Annotated in this window: 11 protein-coding genes; 8 read left to right on the plus strand and 3 right to left on the minus strand. The window is 47.5% G+C overall.

The features are described 5' to 3' along the window. Positions 1–3: 3 nt before the first annotated feature. The 3 genes from QUB64_RS06810 to QUB64_RS06820 all read left to right on the plus strand — a co-directional run bounded on the left by QUB64_RS06810 (position 4) and on the right by QUB64_RS06820 (position 3,348). A complete protein-coding gene (locus QUB64_RS06810) occupies positions 4–1,065 on the plus strand; it encodes a hypothetical protein (RefSeq protein WP_333267086.1) in 1,062 nt (353 codons plus the stop codon). Positions 1,066–1,367: 302 nt separating this feature from the next. Continuing rightward, complete coding sequence (locus QUB64_RS06815) at positions 1,368–2,141, plus strand: ABC transporter permease (RefSeq protein ID WP_333267088.1); 774 nt, start codon at positions 1,368–1,370, stop codon at positions 2,139–2,141. 307 nt (positions 2,142–2,448) lie between these two features. Then, complete coding sequence (locus tag QUB64_RS06820) at positions 2,449–3,348, plus strand: ABC transporter ATP-binding protein (RefSeq protein ID WP_333267090.1); 900 nt, start codon at positions 2,449–2,451, stop codon at positions 3,346–3,348. Between the two features lie 37 nt (positions 3,349–3,385). Here QUB64_RS06820 and QUB64_RS06825 read toward each other — a convergent pair whose 3' ends face one another. Then, the gene (locus QUB64_RS06825; protein WP_333267092.1) at positions 3,386–4,450 is read right to left on the minus strand and encodes a TIGR03032 family protein; all 1,065 of its coding nucleotides are present in this window, start codon (positions 4,448–4,450) and stop codon (positions 3,386–3,388) included. Positions 4,451–4,938: 488 nt separating this feature from the next. Here QUB64_RS06825 and QUB64_RS06830 point away from each other — a divergent pair, with 488 nt between their 5' ends. Further along, positions 4,939–10,713: an Ig-like domain-containing protein gene (locus tag QUB64_RS06830; protein ID WP_333267383.1), complete on the plus strand. Its 5,775-nt coding sequence runs from the start codon at positions 4,939–4,941 to the stop codon at positions 10,711–10,713. A 339-nt stretch (positions 10,714–11,052) separates the two neighbouring features. Here QUB64_RS06830 and QUB64_RS06835 read toward each other — a convergent pair whose 3' ends face one another. Next, positions 11,053–12,012 carry a GNAT family N-acetyltransferase gene (locus QUB64_RS06835; protein ID WP_333267094.1) on the minus strand — a complete coding sequence of 320 codons (960 nt, stop codon included), beginning with the start codon at positions 12,010–12,012 and terminating at the stop codon, positions 11,053–11,055. A gap of 896 nt (positions 12,013–12,908) precedes the next feature. Between QUB64_RS06835 and pap the strand changes: the two genes are divergently transcribed. Then, positions 12,909–14,396, plus strand: a complete 1,488-nt coding sequence (gene pap / locus QUB64_RS06840) for a polyphosphate:AMP phosphotransferase (RefSeq protein ID WP_333267096.1) — start codon at positions 12,909–12,911, stop codon at positions 14,394–14,396. 492 nt (positions 14,397–14,888) lie between these two features. Then, positions 14,889–15,878 (plus strand): YdcF family protein, encoded by a 990-nt coding sequence (locus QUB64_RS06845; protein ID WP_333267098.1) that lies wholly within the window; start codon positions 14,889–14,891, stop codon positions 15,876–15,878. On the opposite strand, the gene QUB64_RS06850 is transcribed toward QUB64_RS06845, so the two are convergent. After that, on the minus strand, positions 15,875–16,216 hold the full coding sequence (locus QUB64_RS06850) for a hypothetical protein (RefSeq protein ID WP_333267100.1): 342 nt from the start codon (positions 16,214–16,216) through the stop codon (positions 15,875–15,877). The two genes, QUB64_RS06845 and QUB64_RS06850, sit on opposite strands and share 4 nt — an antisense overlap. Before the next feature lie 448 nt (positions 16,217–16,664). Here QUB64_RS06850 and glsA point away from each other — a divergent pair, with 448 nt between their 5' ends. Continuing rightward, entirely contained in the window at positions 16,665–17,588 is a 924-nt protein-coding gene (gene glsA / locus QUB64_RS06855; protein ID WP_333267102.1) for a glutaminase A, read from the plus strand. A 32-nt stretch (positions 17,589–17,620) separates the two neighbouring features. Then, the gene (locus QUB64_RS06860; protein ID WP_333267104.1) at positions 17,621–17,824 is read left to right on the plus strand and encodes a hypothetical protein; all 204 of its coding nucleotides are present in this window, start codon (positions 17,621–17,623) and stop codon (positions 17,822–17,824) included. The last annotated feature ends 168 nt before the right edge of the window (positions 17,825–17,992 follow it).

Raw genomic sequence — 17,992 nt, forward strand, 5'->3', positions numbered from 1 at the left:
ACGGTGTCAAACTTAGTTCAACGACTAGAAATAACCGCTCATCCGCAACTAGAAAAATCCCTGGGCTATCCAGGAGACAGTCGCTGGGTAGCTTGGCGGTGGGAACCCGACATCGACCAACTTATTTCCAGCGACGGCAAAACAGTCGGCACTGGCAATAACATGGCTTGGCTGGTGTTTTTACAGCACGATTTAGTTAAGCCTGCGCTACAAGAGTACAACCTCGGCGAGGGCGATCGCTACTGGCTGCTGTTAGACACCGAAACTCGAAATCTCTACGTTGGGGAAGGGAAAGCTGTTCAAAGTCTGCTGGAACAGCCGGAAAGTTTAGCTTTGTTAGCTTGTCTAGATGGTGGCAATGCCGGACAAACTGCTGAAAATTGGCAGCAAACGCTATCAGAACTAACCGCAACAACAGCCTTTCGCCACCTGACAAATGCCATTCCTTTCGGTATCGCCGCCGCTTTAATAGGTGCTTTAGGAATCGGAACCGGATTGTGGGTAGTCCCGACGGTGCAGCAGAAACTCGCCGAAAAAACAACTTTTACTTCCCCCATTAGTTCAGCCGCCAACTGCGGGATTGGCGGTTCCGACGATTTTTCAGCCTATGTTGGTTCGTCAACCGGAGATAAAGAACTTCATTTGATCGGTGTTTACGAGGCTAATTCGGAGCACGGGAACGGAAATAGAGCGAAAAGTGCGTTAGCGAAGCCCTCGAAGAGGATCGAAATCAAAGTAGAACGCCGAAACAAACCCATAATTCTCGCACTTTCAGCCTACGAACCGATTAACTGGAACATAACTTTAGAACCGGGAGCAGTTATCGATAAAATCATTGTTAACGGATACCACAACCAAACAGTTTCAGGAGTTTCGGGAATTCCGATAGAAGAGTACAGTTACGAAAAAAGCGGAGAGTATATCGGCGACTTTATCTACAAATGGGATGCTACCCCTGAAAGTACCCAGACTGAATCCCTCGTCACTAAATTGGAAGAAATAAACCACACAAGTTTAACTTCTTTTCAAGGATGCTACAGAGGTACGAGCTTTAGTATTAAATGAGCGCAGCAACAGACAGAAAAAAAATTAAAACTCTATGTTGCTAAAATCACAAAACCCGCCCGCGCGGGTTTTTTATTGAGATTTAACATTCTCGGTATTTCTATGGTATAATATGCCGTGGCGTCCCGAACGATTATCGTATAATGTCCGGTAAATTCAACACCATCAAGAAGGTTTGTAGTGAGGACTTTAGTCCTTCGATAAATGCGGACTAAAGTCCTCACTACGAACCAATTTTATTGTGTGGGTTCTTGGCGGACTTGATATCAATTCCCAATTCTAACTATGCTAACAAAATCCCTATGAAATACTGGTACGAAACCCTCGCAGTAGCGCAGCGAATTTTAATCGAATTGGGGAGAAGGCGGCGCAGCTTAATCTTGTGGAGTATTTTTCCAATTTCTATCTTGCTAATTAACGGTTTAATTTTAAAAGAACGCGCTAATCTCACCACAGAAAAAGCCTTTGAAAGTGCTGCACCTGCAAGTTTAGTAGGAGCCGCTTTGTTTTTTAGCTGTCTCGGCGGCAGCGTAGCCACAGTAGTCTCGGAGCGAGAACAGCATACTCTCAAACGCTTATTTGTTTCCCCCCTGAGCGGCACTTCCTACTTTTTAGGAATTTTTCTGGCTCACAGTTGCATCGGCATCGGTCAGGTAATTTTAGTATACGCGATCGCCTCTTGTTTGGGAGCACAATTTCAAGGTTCTATTCTGTTAGGATGCGCGATTATTCTACTCAGCATTGTATCCTACGTAGGAGTTGGCTTTATTCTCGGGACGCAGTTTGCGAGGCGCACGGAAGATGTCAACTCGCTAGTAGCAGCTTTCGGCGTTCCTTTATTGATTTTAGGAGGCGCTTTTTTGCCGACTTCGCTGTTTCCCAAAATCCTGCTGGATCTCGCCCAGTACAATCCAATTTATCACATGAACGAAGCGCTGATGGGCGTGTGGGCGGGCGGCAAAGAGTTTGCTGATATTGAATCGCACTTCTGGTTTTTGTTCGTTTTTGCTATTTTAATGATAGCAGGCGGATGGCTGTCTTATCGGCGGATGTTGAGAGTGGAAAGAAGACTTTAACTAAGACCCAAGAAACCGGGTTTTTTACCGAATCTGTGGGCGAAAGCGAAAGATTGTCGTAAAAACCCGGTTTCTGCCCAGCCGCGTGTGATATTACAATTAAACTTAGGATCGAAAATTTAATAACTTAAGCACTTCCTACAGTCCTCTCTCCTCTCAGTTGCGAGCTAAAAGGAGGCAGAGCCTCCGGATCTACGTTACCAGGCAGAGCCTGGTAACAAGCAATAAGTAACAGTTATTAAATTTTCATTCCTTAGCACCAAGAAGGCTATAAATAATACAATTAAACTTAGGGAGATTTTAAGCAGTGCTGCAAATAGAAAAGCTAAATAAGGCTTACGGCGAACGTTCAGTGCTTAACGATTTAACACTGCACATTCAAGCTGGCGAAATTTACGGTTTGCTGGGGCAAAACGGGGCAGGAAAAACTACAACTATCAATATTTTATGTAATTTGCTAAATGCCGACAGCGGTAAGGTTTTCATTAATGGCGAACCAGTTTCAGACTCTACTAAACCGTTAATAGGGGTAGCGCCACAAGAAAATTTGCTTTACAAAAGTCTTAGCTGTGAAGAAAATCTCAATTTTTTTGCTCAAATTTATGGTTTAAATCGCAAACAGCGCCGCTATCAAATAGAGCAATGTTTAAAAGCAGTAAATTTGAGCGATCGAGCTAAAAGTCCGGTGGAAACTTTGAGCGGAGGAATGCAGCGCCGTTTGAATATTGCGGTGGCTTTGGTACACCAGCCTAAATTAGTAATTTTAGATGAACCGACAACGGGTTTAGATATTGAGGCTCGTTATGAAATTTGGGAGTTGATTCAACAATTGCAGTCGGAAGGAATTACGATTTTGCTGACAACTCATTTGTTGGATGAGGCTGAGCGTTTGTGTCAGAGAATTGGGATTTTAAAGAATGGTAGTATTGTGGCTGAGGGCAGTTTGGAGGAGTTGCAAAAACTAATTCCTGCTCAGGAAATTATTGTGGTTAAAACCGACGCAGAAGCTGAAGTCATCGCCCGCGCGGCAGAATACAGTTTTATTCCCCGCCGCTACGGTAGCGATTTGGCTTTTTGGCTGCCGGAACGTTTGGAATTAAAAGACATTATTTTGCGTTTTGATGGGATTTCTATTGATTCAATTGCTCGCTATCCGGTGCGGTTAGAACATATTTATGTAGAGGTGACTAAACAAACTCTATCTTAATCTGCGTCCATCTGCGTATATCCGCCACCATCAGCGGTTAAACTTCCAAAGTAATTAACTGAGCAATTTCATCCGTTTGAAAACCCAAAGCCATCGGCTTTTGCACCGCCGGAATCACCTGCACATCATAAAGTTCCGTGACAATTCCTTCAAACCGCAACCAATGAACGATCGCACCAGTAGTCAAATCAATCACCATCATACCGCACCGAGCCTCAGCATCCTTAGCTACTAACAGCTCATCCAATTCTAAACCGCTAAAAGTATTGTCACTTCCCCTCGGTTTCGACAATCCCACAATCGCCCAATTTTGCCAAAAAGCCAGTCCTCGGACATATCCCGGACAAAACGCGATCGCCTCAAATTTCCCTGTATCTAAATCCACATAACCCAATTCTCCTCTCCCCGAATTAAGCAGCCACAATTTATCTTGATACCAGCGGGGTGAGTGCGGCATTGACAATCCTGTGACGATGATATCATTAGATTCAATATCAATAACTATACCGCCATTTTTTCGGCGATCGCGCCAGCCATCCACCACATCCGACTGACTCGACGCCGTGACATATTTCGCCTCCCCATCCACCATCGCCAAACCGTTGAGGTGACAGCGGTCTTCATTGATGTATTGTGAGATAAATTGCGGTTTCCAGAGGGGTTTGCAACTGTGGCGATCGCTCAAAGTAGCAATACAATTAAACAAAGTGCTAATAAAAATGATTTGATTATTTTTATCGACAGCGATATCGTGAATGTCGATATCTCCTGTAGTATAGCCGATTCTTGGTATATATAATTTATCGTAGTTTTGGTATATTTTCCCGGATTCTAAGACATTATCTAATTGCCAGAGTTGATATTTCGAGCTTAAATAAAGGCGTTCCGGCGTGCAGTACAGCCCCATAGCGCGATCGAATATTCGCCAAAAAGCCGAGATTCTGTTCGTTTCTGGCACAGCACCGATTAACATTAACCTGCTGGTTTGATAGGTAGTGCAAGCGAGGCTGATTTGTTGTTGGGTTAACCAAGATGGAAAATCGCGATCGCCAAAAATTTCGTGTTCGTGGGTTGTATTAAAAGTGGCTTGTTCGTTATTCATAAAATCTATAAAATCTTTATTTCCGTAAGGGCGGTTTTTATCGACAATAGCCTAAAACGAACAATCTCGTAAACACGCCCCCACGAACACGTCAAATCCCAACCTACCTCTTTAGATATACAAGGGGCGGGTTTTACCGACAATGATTGCCTAAAATCAATACTCTTAAACTCGCCCCGACTTCGACTTTTTATAATTCTTTAAAATAGCCCCATAAATATAAAGGTTTTGTAAAGAAGAAGCTCAACCACTGACAGTACACTAGAACCCTGCTAAATTTCTAGTAGTTAAAAATCTAGCGCGTCATCTGCCTCCTGGTAGAATTACCGCCTCCTAACTCAAATCCGGCTACAGAGCCTTTGCAGCTCAAAAACAAGGCATTCTACTAGAACCAAAAACAGATGAAAACTTTAGTTAAAATTAATCCCCCAAAAAAATTTTTTCTTCCGTTGCTTGGTTGCTAAAGCAACCAAGCAACGGAAATAGTCATCCTTGACCCCACAGTACCCGACAGCAACCACATAGCTTCTGGCATCAAAAGGGGCACTGCAACCTACATCCTCGAAAGCCAGCCTGATTCCATAGAGCAAATCACCACACTCCTAGCTCAGCATACAAGCATCGAAGCCCTACACATCATCACACACGGTAGCGCCGGCAGCCTGTACTTAGGCACAAAAGAACTAAACAGCAGCAACATAGAAAACTACAGCCAACAGTTGCAACAGTGGCGAAACAGCTTCACTGAGAATGCCAGCATCATATTGTATGGATGCAGCGTAGCAGCCGGGGACAGAGGCCACCAATTCCTCGCTCAACTCCACCAACTCACAGGCGCAAACATCGCCGCCAACCCCCAAACTACAGGTAACAGCGCACTAGGCGGCACTTGGGACATCCCCCAACTCATCCCCCCATCTCCCCAAAAGCCCAAACTGGCCCTCACAGCAATCACCCTCAAAGCCTACAGCGGCGTACTAGGCTTCGCCCCCAAAGTTGACTTCCCAACTGGCTCTGCTTTCAAAGGCAGCATTGGCGACCTCAACTTGGACGGCAAACCTGACTTAGCTTTGCCCAACAACAACAGCAGCAACGATGTCTCGATCCTGCTCAACACCACCCCCACCGGAGCCACCACTCCCACCTTAGCCACCAAAGTAGACTTCCCTACTGGCGATTTCCCCGCCTCCGTCAGCATCGGCGACATCAACGGCGACGGGAAACCTGACTTGGCTGTGCCAAACGGCCTGAGCAACACCGTCTCGATCCTGCTCAACACCACCACCACCGGAGGCGCCACCCCCACTTTCGCCACCAAAGTAGACTTCCCTACTGGCACTAACCCCATATCTGTTGGCATCGGCGACATCAACGGCGACGGGAAACCTGACTTAGCTGTGGTGAACCTCTCCAGCAACAACGTCTCCATCCTGCTCAATACCACCCCCACCGCAGCCACCGCCCCCACTTTCGGCTCCCAAGTCACCCTCCCAACTGGCAGTTTCCCCCAATCCGCCAGTTGGGAGGGTGACTTCAACGGCGACGGGAAACCTGACTTAGCGGTGGGCACCTCCGTCGGCGACAACAGTACTAACAACAACGCCTCCATCCGGCTCAACACCACCACCACAGGAGCCGGCATCCCTACCTTCGCCCCCGAAGCCACCTTCATTACTAACGGTCTCTCCGAGTTGCTCAGCGTCGGCGACTTCAACGGCGATGGAAAACCTGACTTAGTTGCGGCGGGCCGCAGCAACACCGTCTCCATCCTGCTGAACACCACCCCCACTTTTGCCACCACTCCCACTTTTGCCACTAAAGTTGACCTCCTATTCCCAACTGGCAGTACCCCCAGATCCTTCGGCATCGGCGACTTCAACGGTGACGGGAAACCAGACTTAGCAACGGCCACCTACGGTAGCAACACCGTCTCCATCCTGCTGAACACTACCCCCGCCGGAGGTACCACCCCCACTTTCGCCACCAAAGTAGACTTCCCTAGTGGCACTGACCCCATGTCCGTCAGAATCGGTGACTTCAACTTGGACGGGAAACCTGACTTAGCTGTGATGCACCGGTCCGACAACTTATCCATCCTGCTGAACACCACCCCCAAAGTCACTGCTGTTACCGCTACCACTCCTGACGGCAGCTACGGTGTCGGTTCTACTATCAATATCACCGTCACCTTCGATGCTGCTGTCAACATCACCGGCACACCCCGACTGCAACTAGAAACAGGTACAACCGACCGATTTGCCATCTACGCCTCTGGTAGCGGCTCTCCAGCCCTCACCTTCAACTATGTAGTGCAAGCAGGTGACACCTCTGGCGACTTAGAATACCTCTCCACCAACGCCCTCCTCAATGGCGGCACAATTAAAGAGACTGCTGATTTAGCGTTTGACGCATTTTTAACTCTTCCTACCTTAGCCTCCGCTAATTCCCTCGGCGGTAGCAAAGCCATAGTTATCGATGGCGTGGCACCCAGGATCACCAGTGTTACGTCTACCACCGCCAACGGCAGTTACGGCACAACTGGCAACATCAATGTCACCGTCAACTTCAGCGAAGCAGTTACCTTAGTCGGCGGTAACATGACAGTCGCCTTAGACACAGGTGGCACTGTCACTATTGCACCTTTCACAGGCACATCCGCTGTGGGCATATACACTCCAGCAGCCGGACAAAATAGCACGGATCTCAACTCAACTGGGATCACTTTAGCAGTCGGTGCAACATTAAGAGATGCTGCTGGAAATAACGCAACAACATTGACTATTCCTGCGGGGCAATCTTTAGCAAACAATAAAGACATCATCGTTGAGACAGTTGTCCCTACTATTGCCTTAACATCCGTCGCACCCACAACAGTCAATGCACCATTTTTAGTCACAGCAACATTCAGCGAAAGCGTCACAGGATTTATAGCAAGCGACGTGAATCTGACTAACAGTACAATTAGCAATTTCACAGGTAGCGGCACAACTTATACTTTCACCGTTACACCCACTGCTACTGGTAATGTCACCGTTGATGTCCCTGGTGCTACAGCAACGGATACCGCTGGTAACAACAATACCGCAGCAACTCAACTTACCCGCACTGCCGATATTACAGCACCCACAGTTGCCCTAACATCAACTTCACCAACCACCACAAACGCACCATTTTTAGTCACAGCAACATTCAGCGAAAGCGTCACAGGATTTATTGCCAGCGACGTGAATCTGACTAACAGTACGATTAGCAGTTTCACGGGTAGCGGCACAACTTATAGTTTCACCGTTACACCCACTGCTAGTGGCAATGTCACCGTTGATATCCCTGCGGCTACAGCCACTGATACCGCTGGTAATAACAATACCGCAGCCACGCAACTAACTCGTACCGCCGATATTACAGCGCCCACAGTTGCCTTAACATCAACTTCACCAACCACCACAAACGCACCATTTTTAGTCACAGCAACATTCAGCGAAAGCGTCACAGGATTTATTGCCAGCGACGTGAATCTGACTAACAGTACGATTAGCAGTTTCACGGGTAGCGGCACAACTTATAGTTTCACCGTTACACCCACTGCTAGTGGCAATGTCACCGTTGATATCCCTGCGGCTACAGCCACTGATACCGCTGGTAATAACAATACCGCAGCCACGCAACTAACTCGTACCGCCGATATTACAGCGCCCACAGTTGCCTTAACCTCCGCATCCCCACCAACCACAAACGCACCATTTTTAGTCACAGCAACATTCAGCGAAAGCGTCACAGGATTTATCGCCAGCGACGTGAATCTGACTAACAGTACGATTAGCGGTTTTACAGGTAGCGGCACAACTTATACTTTTACAGTTGCACCCACTGCTACTGGTAATGTCACCGTAGATATCCCAGCAGCTACAGCAATAGATACAGCAGGTAACAACAATACCGCAGCCATTCAATTAATTCGCACTGCTGATATCACCGCACCAACAGTAGCCCTCACATCAACATCCCCAACCACCACAAACGCACCATTTTTAGTAACAGCAACATTCAGCGAAAGCGTCACAGGATTTATAGCAAGCGACGTGAATCTGACTAACAGTATAATTAGCAATTTCACAGGTAGTGGCACAACTTATAGTTTTACAGTTACACCAACTGCTACTGGTAATGTCACCGTAGATATTCCCGCAGCTACAGCAATAGATACAACAGGTAACAACAATACCGCAGCCACTCAACTTGTTCGTACTGCCGATATTACAGCACCAACAGTAGCCCTCACATCAACTTCAACACCCACAGTAACTGGCTTATTTACCGTCACCGCCACCTTCAGTGAAAATGTCACTGGCTTTGATACTACTGATATCACCGTAGCCAATGCTGCTGTCGGAAACTTCGTCACAGTTGATGCCAAAACTTACACTTTTGATGTCACACCTACTGCTAGTGGTAATGTCACAGTTGATATTCCCATAGCTAAGGCCACAGATGCTGCGGGTAACAATAACACCGCAGCCACTCAACTAATTCGCACTGCTAATATCACGATACCGATTATTGATGTCATCCCACCTACGGCTAACTTGGCCGCAATTTCTAACATTACTACAGCGGGTGGTACAAGTCAGATATTGACAGTTACTTTCAGTGATGCCAGTGGAGTTGATGTTAGGACTTTAGATAATTCTGATGTTGTTGTAAATTGGTCAGGTGGTGCTATTCCTGCTAGCTTTATTAGTGTTAATACTAATAGCAATGGTACGCCCCGCATAGCGACATATTCGTTTACTCCCCCAGGCGGAAGTTGGGATAATGCTGATAATGCTACTTACACAGTTAATTTGCAAGCATCGCAGGTGAAGGATGTTGTTGGCAATTTGTCTGCTGCTAGCGGTTTAGGTAATTTTAGTGTGAATATTCCCGCACCTGTCACAACACCAACTCCGGTAACAACACCAACTCCTGTCACAACACCAACTCCTGTCACCACCCCAACTCCCGTCACCACACCAACTCCGGTAACAACGCCAACTCCGGTAACAACACCAACTCCCGTCACCACGCCAACTCCGGTAACAACACCAACTCCGGTAACAACACCAACTCCGGTAACAACCCCAACTCCTGTCACAACACCAACTCCTGTCACAACACCAACTCCGGTAACAACACCAACTCCTGTCACCACAACAACTCCGGTAACAACCCCAACTCCGGTAACAACACCAACTCCTGCACCATTGGTAACGCTAACACCGACACCAATACTCACACCAACGCCTGCGGAAACACCGACACCCGCACCAACGCCGACACCGACGCCAACACCATCGGTAACGCCAATAACTAATAACATCCCAAATGATGACTGCATCTGCGACAAAATTGACTATCCCAACTTAAACCAACCGAATGCAGTTGAAAACACCATACTCGGTGTATCGGCAATTCAAATAGGTACTGCCAAAAACGATGAATTACTGGGCAGCAACTCTGGCAATATATTCGATGCCAAACCCGGGGATGACAACTTATATGGTGGCGACAGCGGCGACATCCTCAACGGCAACACAGGCAATGATTTTATCAGCGGTGGTAGTGGATCTGACACCCTATTTGGAGATGAAAATAATGACATCATTCTTGGCAACTTGGGCAATGATTTAATCTTCGGAGGCAAAGGCAATGACTCGATAAATTGCCGCGAAGATGATGACATCGTTTATGGGAATAGAAATGATGACTTTATCGATGGTGGTAAGGGTAATGACACTTTATTTGGAGGCAAAGGGAATGACATAGTGCTTGGTAGTGAAGGTGAGGACTCCCTGTTTGGAAGTCAAGGTGATGACACCATCTGCGGCGGGGCTGGCGATGATTTTATCAGCGGTAACGAACAGTCAGATATTCTGTCCGGGTGTGAAGGAAATGATACGATTTGCGGAGGCGAAGACAACGATACTCTCACTGGTTGTCAAGGCTCCGATATCCTTTACGGAGACTTGGGCAATGATAGTTTAATTGGCGGTAGTGGGAATGATATCTTTGTCTTAGAAGCCGATCGAGGATTTGATATTATCGCTGATTTTACCGTCGGTCAAGATTTGATTGGATTAAGCGGTGGTTTAAGTTTTAATCAGTTAGCAATTACTCAAAATACTCAGGGAACAATCATCAAAAACCTGTTGACTGGAGAGGAGTTAGGTATTATGGTTGGAGTGAGTGCGAATTTGATAACAGCGGTGAATTTCCGCCAGATTTAGGAAATCAAGAAAAGGCGGGGCGGGTTGAGGAGATTATGGGTTTTAGGCAAATATTGTTGGTAAAACCCGGTTTCTGACTACTGGCGCACAATCCAAGAAACCGGGTTTTTTCCCGAATTTGGGAGTTGTCACCAAATCTGTCGCAAAAACCCGGTTTCTGGCCACTCGCACAATCCAAGAAACCGGGTTTTTTCCCGAATTTGGGAGTTGTCACCAAGTCGGTCGCAAAAACCCGGTTTCTGGCCACTCGCACAATCCAAGAAACCGGGTTTTTTCCCGAATTTGGGAGTTGTCACCAAGTCGGTCGCAAAAACCCGGTTTCTGGCCACCATTACGAATTTATACTGGTTTAGCCCACGACAGCCAAGTTTCCATCGGGCGGAAACCGACTGATTGGTAAAGCTTTGTCGCGCCTGTCAAACTGTCTGCATCGACGCTGAGTTTAGCTGTATTTGCGCCCGCCGCTTTTAAGGTGTGCAAACCCGCCAGCAGCATTGCTTTTCCTAATCCCATTTTCCGAAAGTCGCGCCGCGTACCCAATAATTCAATCCAACCGTCTTTTGTGTCGCTGCGGGGGTTTGTTTGGGGTTTGATTTGACAGTCGCAGAAAGCTGCAAATTTACGATCGCCCGAAACAGCAATTAAATCTAATTCTGGCTGATAATTCTCGTCTTGCATCCAGTATCGCACGGTTTCGGCGGTTAAATCGTGGTGGTTCCAGTGATCGATAAATGACTGGTTGAACATTTCTACCCAAGGTTGGATGTCTTGTTCTCCCGATACGTGCGTCAGAGCAAAATTAGCGGGAAATTCGGGTGCGGGAATTGGTTCGGCGAGCGATCGCGCCATTGTGAGAAAATAGCGATCGACCTCAAAGCCCTGTTTCTCTAACAACCGCATCTCGTCGGTGCTGTCTTCGAGGCTGTAGGTACGCAATTTGGCGGGCAAATTCCGTTCTTTGGCGACTTCGCCCAGCCGCTTTTCGCCCCATTTAACCATATCTTTTTCCAAATCTCCGCCGCGCGCGTTTGGATGCACGTAAAACCAGAGACAGCCTTCTATTTCCTCCTCGGAATCGGGCATATCTAGGAGTGATAAACCAATTAGTCTGTAGTTTCCGTCTTCCCACAACTGTACGTCGCGGGCTTTGTCGAGTGTGGGGGCGTCGAGTACGAGTTTGAATTCGCTGGCGGATACTTCTTCGCCAGGGCCATCGACTGTTTCGCAAGCATCGATTAAATTGGCGATCGCGCACCAGTCACTTTCGCCTTTGTAGGAGCGTGTTGTCAAGATATTCATAGAAAACTTTGCAATCCGTAATTGCGGACTGTTCCTCTTAATGGGTATTCGCAAACAAGTACAGTAATTCGGACATTTTGCACAAATGTCAGTAACAGCCCTGATGGCTATTCCACAAACGGACATTTTGCACAAATGTCGGTAACAGGCTTTCTGGCCTGTTCCACGGGTTTTAGTAACAGGCTTTCTGGCCTGTTCCACGGGTTTTAGTTGTTGAGAATGGTGTTGATAAAACTCAGAAACCTGTTTATATCACCCAGGCTTTCAGGTTTTATCTCATAGCGCAATCATAAAAATTGGTTGGCCCTTTTGGGCTAGTTTTGTATTTGAGTTTCCGGCTAGAGGAGCGCCAAATGTTCGCAAGCAGCGCCCTCGAAGTTATCAAGGCTGGTGCTTGATTAACGGTTATTTAAATAAATTTGATACAGCTAAGTAAAGAAGTTTTCACCCCCACCGGGTAGTTGATTTTTACTTTTGCTCTGTTTTACAATAAATCCTGTTTCAGGGATTTGTTGCTGCTCCTGTTTGCTCGCCCGCTTGGGGGAGGGGAGAATTTGAACCTATGAAAAAGTTCCCTAATTCAACTATAACCGCTGAGGTTTTTTTTGGCAAGTTTGATGTGAGGGGAGTTTTGTTTGTATTAACTGGAGCCTGGATAGGGCTACAGAAGCACCGTACTTTTAACCGGGCATAAGTGTAGTTTTGATAACTTTTTGTGGCACTTGAAGATTTAATTTTATCCAAACGTTAAACTAACGTTAAACTGCTTTCTCGGATCTGCGTGAGGTCATACCATTTTAGATTTTAGATTTTAGATTTTAGATTGGGGATGATTTACCGGAGCGGCGTTTGAAGCCAACACAGCAGTTGTATTATTTGGGAGAAATGAGGTCAATATGCTTGACAACCTCGATTTAGATATTTCGCTGGACAAAGAAACATATGATGCCAAAATCGAAGTTTTAATGCAGCAGTTGCGATCGCTCCAACAAGCCTGCTGGGAAAAAAAACTGCCCGCAATCATCGTACTCGAAGGCTGGGCGGCCGCCGGCAAAGGCGCCCTGGTCAAAAAAATGGTGGGGTACATGGATCCGCGGGGGTTTGCCGTCCACCCAATTTGGCCGCCGTCAGATGCAGAAATGGGCTATCCTTTCCTGTGGCGGTTTTGGGAGAAACTGCCGGCGCGAGGGCGGATTGGCTTTTTCTATCACAGTTGGTACACTCATGTTTTAGAAGACCGCTTATTCGAGAGAGTTTCTGACGCCGAAGTACCGACAGTCATCAGGCAAATCAACGCCTTCGAGCGGCAGATGGTAGATGACGGCGCGGCAATTGCCAAATTTTGGATTCACCTGAGCAAAAAAGAACTCAAGCACCGGCTTAAAAAACTAGAAGACGACAGCTTACAAGCTTGGCGAGTGCGCCCCGAAGACTGGAAACAAGCCAAAAAATACGAAGAATACACAACTTTGGCCGAAGAAATGGTAACTCAAACCGGGACTGGGCCGGCAGCTTGGACGCTAGTAGAAGGGGACTGTCAGCGCTGGGGGAGAGTCAAAGTTTTAACGCAAATGGCAGCGACAATTACAGAAGCCCTAGAGAGACTCCCGACGCAATCTGCACCCGTTCCATTACCGCCTCAAGAAAGCTTGCCACCCACCGAACCCAACTTGCTCGCCCAAGTAGATTTAACGCAAGCGCTGTCGCCCGACGAATACAAACAGGAACTTCGCGAAGCACAAACCCGTTTTGGCAAGCTGCAACAAAGCATCGACGAAGATGAAATCCCCGTGTTAGTGCTGTTTGAAGGTTGGGATGCCGCCGGCAAAGGAGGCGCGATCAAACGCTTGACGGACATCCTAGACCCCCGCAGTTACACCGTCAACGCCTTTGCGGCCCCGACAGACGAAGAAAAAGCTCACCACTACCTCTGGCGGTTCTGGCAGCGGCTGCCGACTGCTGGTAAAATCAGCATTTGCGATCGCAGTTGGTATGGTAGAGTGCTGGTCGAGCGAGTGGAAGGATTTGCCACCGAACCCGAATGGCGCCGAGCTTACCAGGAAATTAACGAATTTGAGGAGCAACTCACCAGTTTCGGTTGTGTCTTAGTTAAATTCTGGCTGCACATCAGTCCTGACGAGCAACTAAAGCGGTTTACAGAACGACAAAAAAATCCATTTAAACAATACAAACTCACTCCTGAAGATTGGCGGAATCGGGAAAAGTGGAATTATTATGAAGTGGCGGTGAATCAAATGATTCAGCGCACCAGCACCCCGTCAGCTCCCTGGACTATAATTGCGGCCGATAACAAGTATTATGCTCGTGTTAAAGTAATTCAAACGGTAACGCAGGCAATTCGGAATCAACTGAAACGCCGATAAATTGGGATTGGTGAATGGGTAACAGGTAATGGAAAAAATACAGGCAGCATAAAGCAGGCAAGATTGCCAAGTCAATTTGACCTGCCGCCGGCTCCATCCATTATCAATTACCGATCGACCATTACCAGCGATCGATTACCAATTATCTGTCAGCAATCTGTGACCCGCCCCAAAACGGGTACAACCCCCCGAGGCTATGAGTGTGGAGATCCTAAAATTTTAGATCGAAGTGTGAGCTCCTAGATTCATCTGTGGAGTTAATCTAAAATCTCAAATCTAAAATCTCAAATCGACTGACTGAAAGTAGGGGGCTTGCAGCCTGCAACCAATAGTTGATAGCTGACCGGAATCGAGCATTTCTTAGAAATGCGATCGGGATGCGCGATCGGCGAAAGTTAACAACCCAACCGATGTCGGCATTTCCTACCGCATCTAAATTAGCGCTCGTTCCACAATTCCGTACTAATTTATGAAGACACAGAATATTGCAAGATGCCAGAACTATTTGCTCGCATTCTATTTCTATTCCTCCTCTTCTCACTGATCAAATCGTGGTGGGATCAATCGGGAGGCAAAGACAATCCGTTATTAGACCGGCTGCGCGTTTTGCTGCTGATCAGTCTTTTGTTCCTCGCTTTTTTCGCGCCAGACACGCCAGTCGGAGCAGCGATTTTTGGCTTAATAGCTTTCTTCTTTAAGCCGCTGGGTTTTTCGATTACGTTACTGGTGATTGCATCGGCGCTGATCACGAATGGGGGCATCCGCAACCCGGCGCCGAGAATGATCTTGGCTGCGCTGCTAGTTTTGATCCTGTCGAGTATGCCAGTTGTGGCTTACTGGTTCGCCGATCAAGCAGAACGGGATGCGGCTGCACGCACCACAGTTTGCTGCGATGAAACAGCAGCGGCGATCGTCCTGCTGGGCAAGGGAACCACTCAGGCTCACGCCGCCAACCGAGAAGCGATTCAACTCACAGACACAGGCAATCGCCTGCCCTATGCTGCCGTTTTGTACAAAAAACAACTAGCACCTTTGGTCATCGTTAGCGCTGGGCCCAGACCCGAGTTACAGAATTATACTGGCGAAGCTAAGGATATCCAGACTTTGCTGGCAAGCAACATGGGCGTGCCGCGCACCAGTATCGTTCTCGACGATAATGGCAGCAACATACGCACCAGCGCCGAGCAAGTGAGAAAGATCCTCGACAGCCGCGGCGTTGGGCGCAAAGTAATATTGGTCACATCTGCGATTCAGATGCGGCGTGCCAGCCTCGCTTTTGCGAATATGGGAATCCAGGTGATTCCCAGAGCTACCGACTTCTACACTTACCAGCCCGTGTCAGGAGGGAAAACCCGACTGCGCTTAGATGCGGCAGATTTCCTGCCTAGTGCAGAAGCTTTGGTAACTACAACACGAGTATTCGATGAATATTTCGGGTCTGTTTATTACTATTTGCGCGGCTGGCAGGCTCCCAGGGCCTAAAGCGGCAAGTTGGTGGTGTTTTTCTGAGGCAACACCGACTGCTCCCCAGATTGGTTTGACATCTCATGAGAATCAGACCTTTGTGGGGGGCTGTATTTCCTCATTCCGGCGGGGTCGCCGACGGCAAAATTGGCAGTTAATAAAAACACCGCCCAAAATATAGGCGCCTCCCACTCGGATTTTTTTGGAGGTGTTTCTGCGGCTTTGACTGATTCAACGTTAACTTTGATGTCTAGTTTGCCTTCAATTTCTTTGCCCTTGAGCACTCCGTCTTTGCAAACACCCTTAAAAATCATCGGAGCGGGTTTTTCTGCTTCTACTTTCGCTTCGTCTGGCATTTTTTTATCCTGGTTTGAGTAGATCCGGTTGGATAGTAGATTCTCAGAGGTTCGGGGGGTTTCCGGAAAGGATTCCGCGAACTCTGAAAAATTTAAATTAAATATGCACCCCGCCCCTTGTTGGGGATTAAAAATAAGAAGTTGAAGGCATTTCAAGCTAGTGCTTGTTGGTTTTAGATAGCAGCCATGCCAGCTAAGCTGCTACCTTTATATCGGGATGAAGGGGAGGTTTTTATGCAAAGTAGAGATTTTGATTAAATTTTTATCAATAAATAAATTAACGAGCTGCTCGCAGGTGGCACCGATCGCACTCTGAAAGTCGATCGCACTTGCTCTCACCTCACAAACCGGGTTTTTTGTAGAGCTAAAGTAGCGCAATTCAGTTAAAAAACAGAGTTTTTGGTTAAAAAGGGCGATCGCGAATCGCAAATATTTAAAATAACCGACAGTGAAAAAATCTACCAGCAAACTATCTTCCCTAGAGCCTGAACAACTGGCAGCTTGGGCAAAAGAGGCAATTAATCGCAGTAAATCCGGTCAAATCCCCGCTTACGTACCACTTCTTGCCCAAGCCGACAGACAAGGGTTTGCCGTGCAAATTCGGGCAATTGACGGTCAAATTTTGAGCTGGGGGAGCGCTGCTACCACATTCCCGCTGATGAGCGCAGTCAAGCCGTTCGTGCTGCTTTACTTGCTGTGCGAATTGGGCGAAAAAGCGGTTTTTGACTGCGTGGACTGCGAGCCTTCGTCCATGCCTTTCAATTCCCTGACTCAACTGGAAACAGATAAAGGGAAGCCGAGAAATCCGATGATTAATAGCGGCGCGATCGCCCTAGCGTCTTTAATTCCCGGTCAAAATGCGGTCGATCGCTGTCAAAACCTGCTAACTTGGCTGAATCAACGAGCAAAAAGTCAGTTATTTGTGGACGAGTTAATGCTCGATTCTGTGAATGCAATGCCGAATCAAAAAAATTGGGATCTTGCCGCTTCAATGGTAGAATCGGGTTATCTGCAAAACTCGGAAATTGCGTTAGAAACGTACAATCGGGTTTGCTGTTTGGCGGGAACCGTAGAAGATTTGGCTAAGTTGGGAATGCTGTTGGTAAGTGGTGGCGAGGCAATTTCGGAAAACTGCCGCACTGTGAAAGCGCTGATGGCGACTTGCGGTTTGTATGAAGCATCGGGCCGCTTCGCGCTGCGGGTGGGAATTCCAGCTAAGTCTGGTGTTAGCGGGGTTCTGTTGTCGGTAATTCCGGGTGAAGGGGCGATCGCCTCTTACAGTCCGCCTTTGAATAAAGAGGGAAATTCAGTCGGCGGTTTGTTTCTCTTGGAACAAATAGTTAAAACTCTGCGGCTGAGTGTATTTGATTAAATTGGGGAATGGGGCATCGGGCATAGGGCATCTTGCCCGCTCGCGAAGTCGAAGGGTGGGCATCGGGAATGGGGGATGGGGCATGGGGCATCGGGCATGGGGCATCGGGCATGGGGCAAACAGGGAATTGGGCATCGGGCCAAACAGGGCAGTGGGCCAAACAGGGCAGTGGGGCATGGGCCAAACAGGGAATTGGGAAGAATCCACCGGGCATCAAATCACATCACAACGAATGACCAATGACCAATGACCAATTACCAATGACCAATTACCAATGACCAATTACCAATGACCAATTACCAATGACCAATGACCAATGACCAATTCCCAATGACCAATTCCCAATGACCAATTCCCAATGACCAATTCCCAATGACCAATTCCCAATGACCAATTCCCAATGA

The sequence above is a fragment of the Microcoleus sp. Aus8_D2 genome, from assembly GCF_036702665.1.
Taxonomy (GTDB): domain Bacteria; phylum Cyanobacteriota; class Cyanobacteriia; order Cyanobacteriales; family Microcoleaceae; genus Microcoleus.

Bases quoted from the DNA above. Each gene is read 5' to 3' on its own strand.
- QUB64_RS06815 (WP_333267088.1), top strand. From the start codon at position 1,368: ATGAAATACTGGTACGAAACCCTCGCAGTAGCGCAGCGAATTTTAATC.
- QUB64_RS06825 (WP_333267092.1), bottom strand. From the start codon at position 4,450: ATGAATAACGAACAAGCCACTTTTAATACAACCCACGAACACGAAATT.
- QUB64_RS06835 (WP_333267094.1), bottom strand. From the start codon at position 12,012: ATGAATATCTTGACAACACGCTCCTACAAAGGCGAAAGTGACTGGTGC.
- pap (WP_333267096.1), top strand. From the start codon at position 12,909: ATGCTTGACAACCTCGATTTAGATATTTCGCTGGACAAAGAAACATAT.
- QUB64_RS06845 (WP_333267098.1), top strand. From the start codon at position 14,889: ATGCCAGAACTATTTGCTCGCATTCTATTTCTATTCCTCCTCTTCTCA.
- QUB64_RS06850 (WP_333267100.1), bottom strand. From the start codon at position 16,216: ATGCCAGACGAAGCGAAAGTAGAAGCAGAAAAACCCGCTCCGATGATT.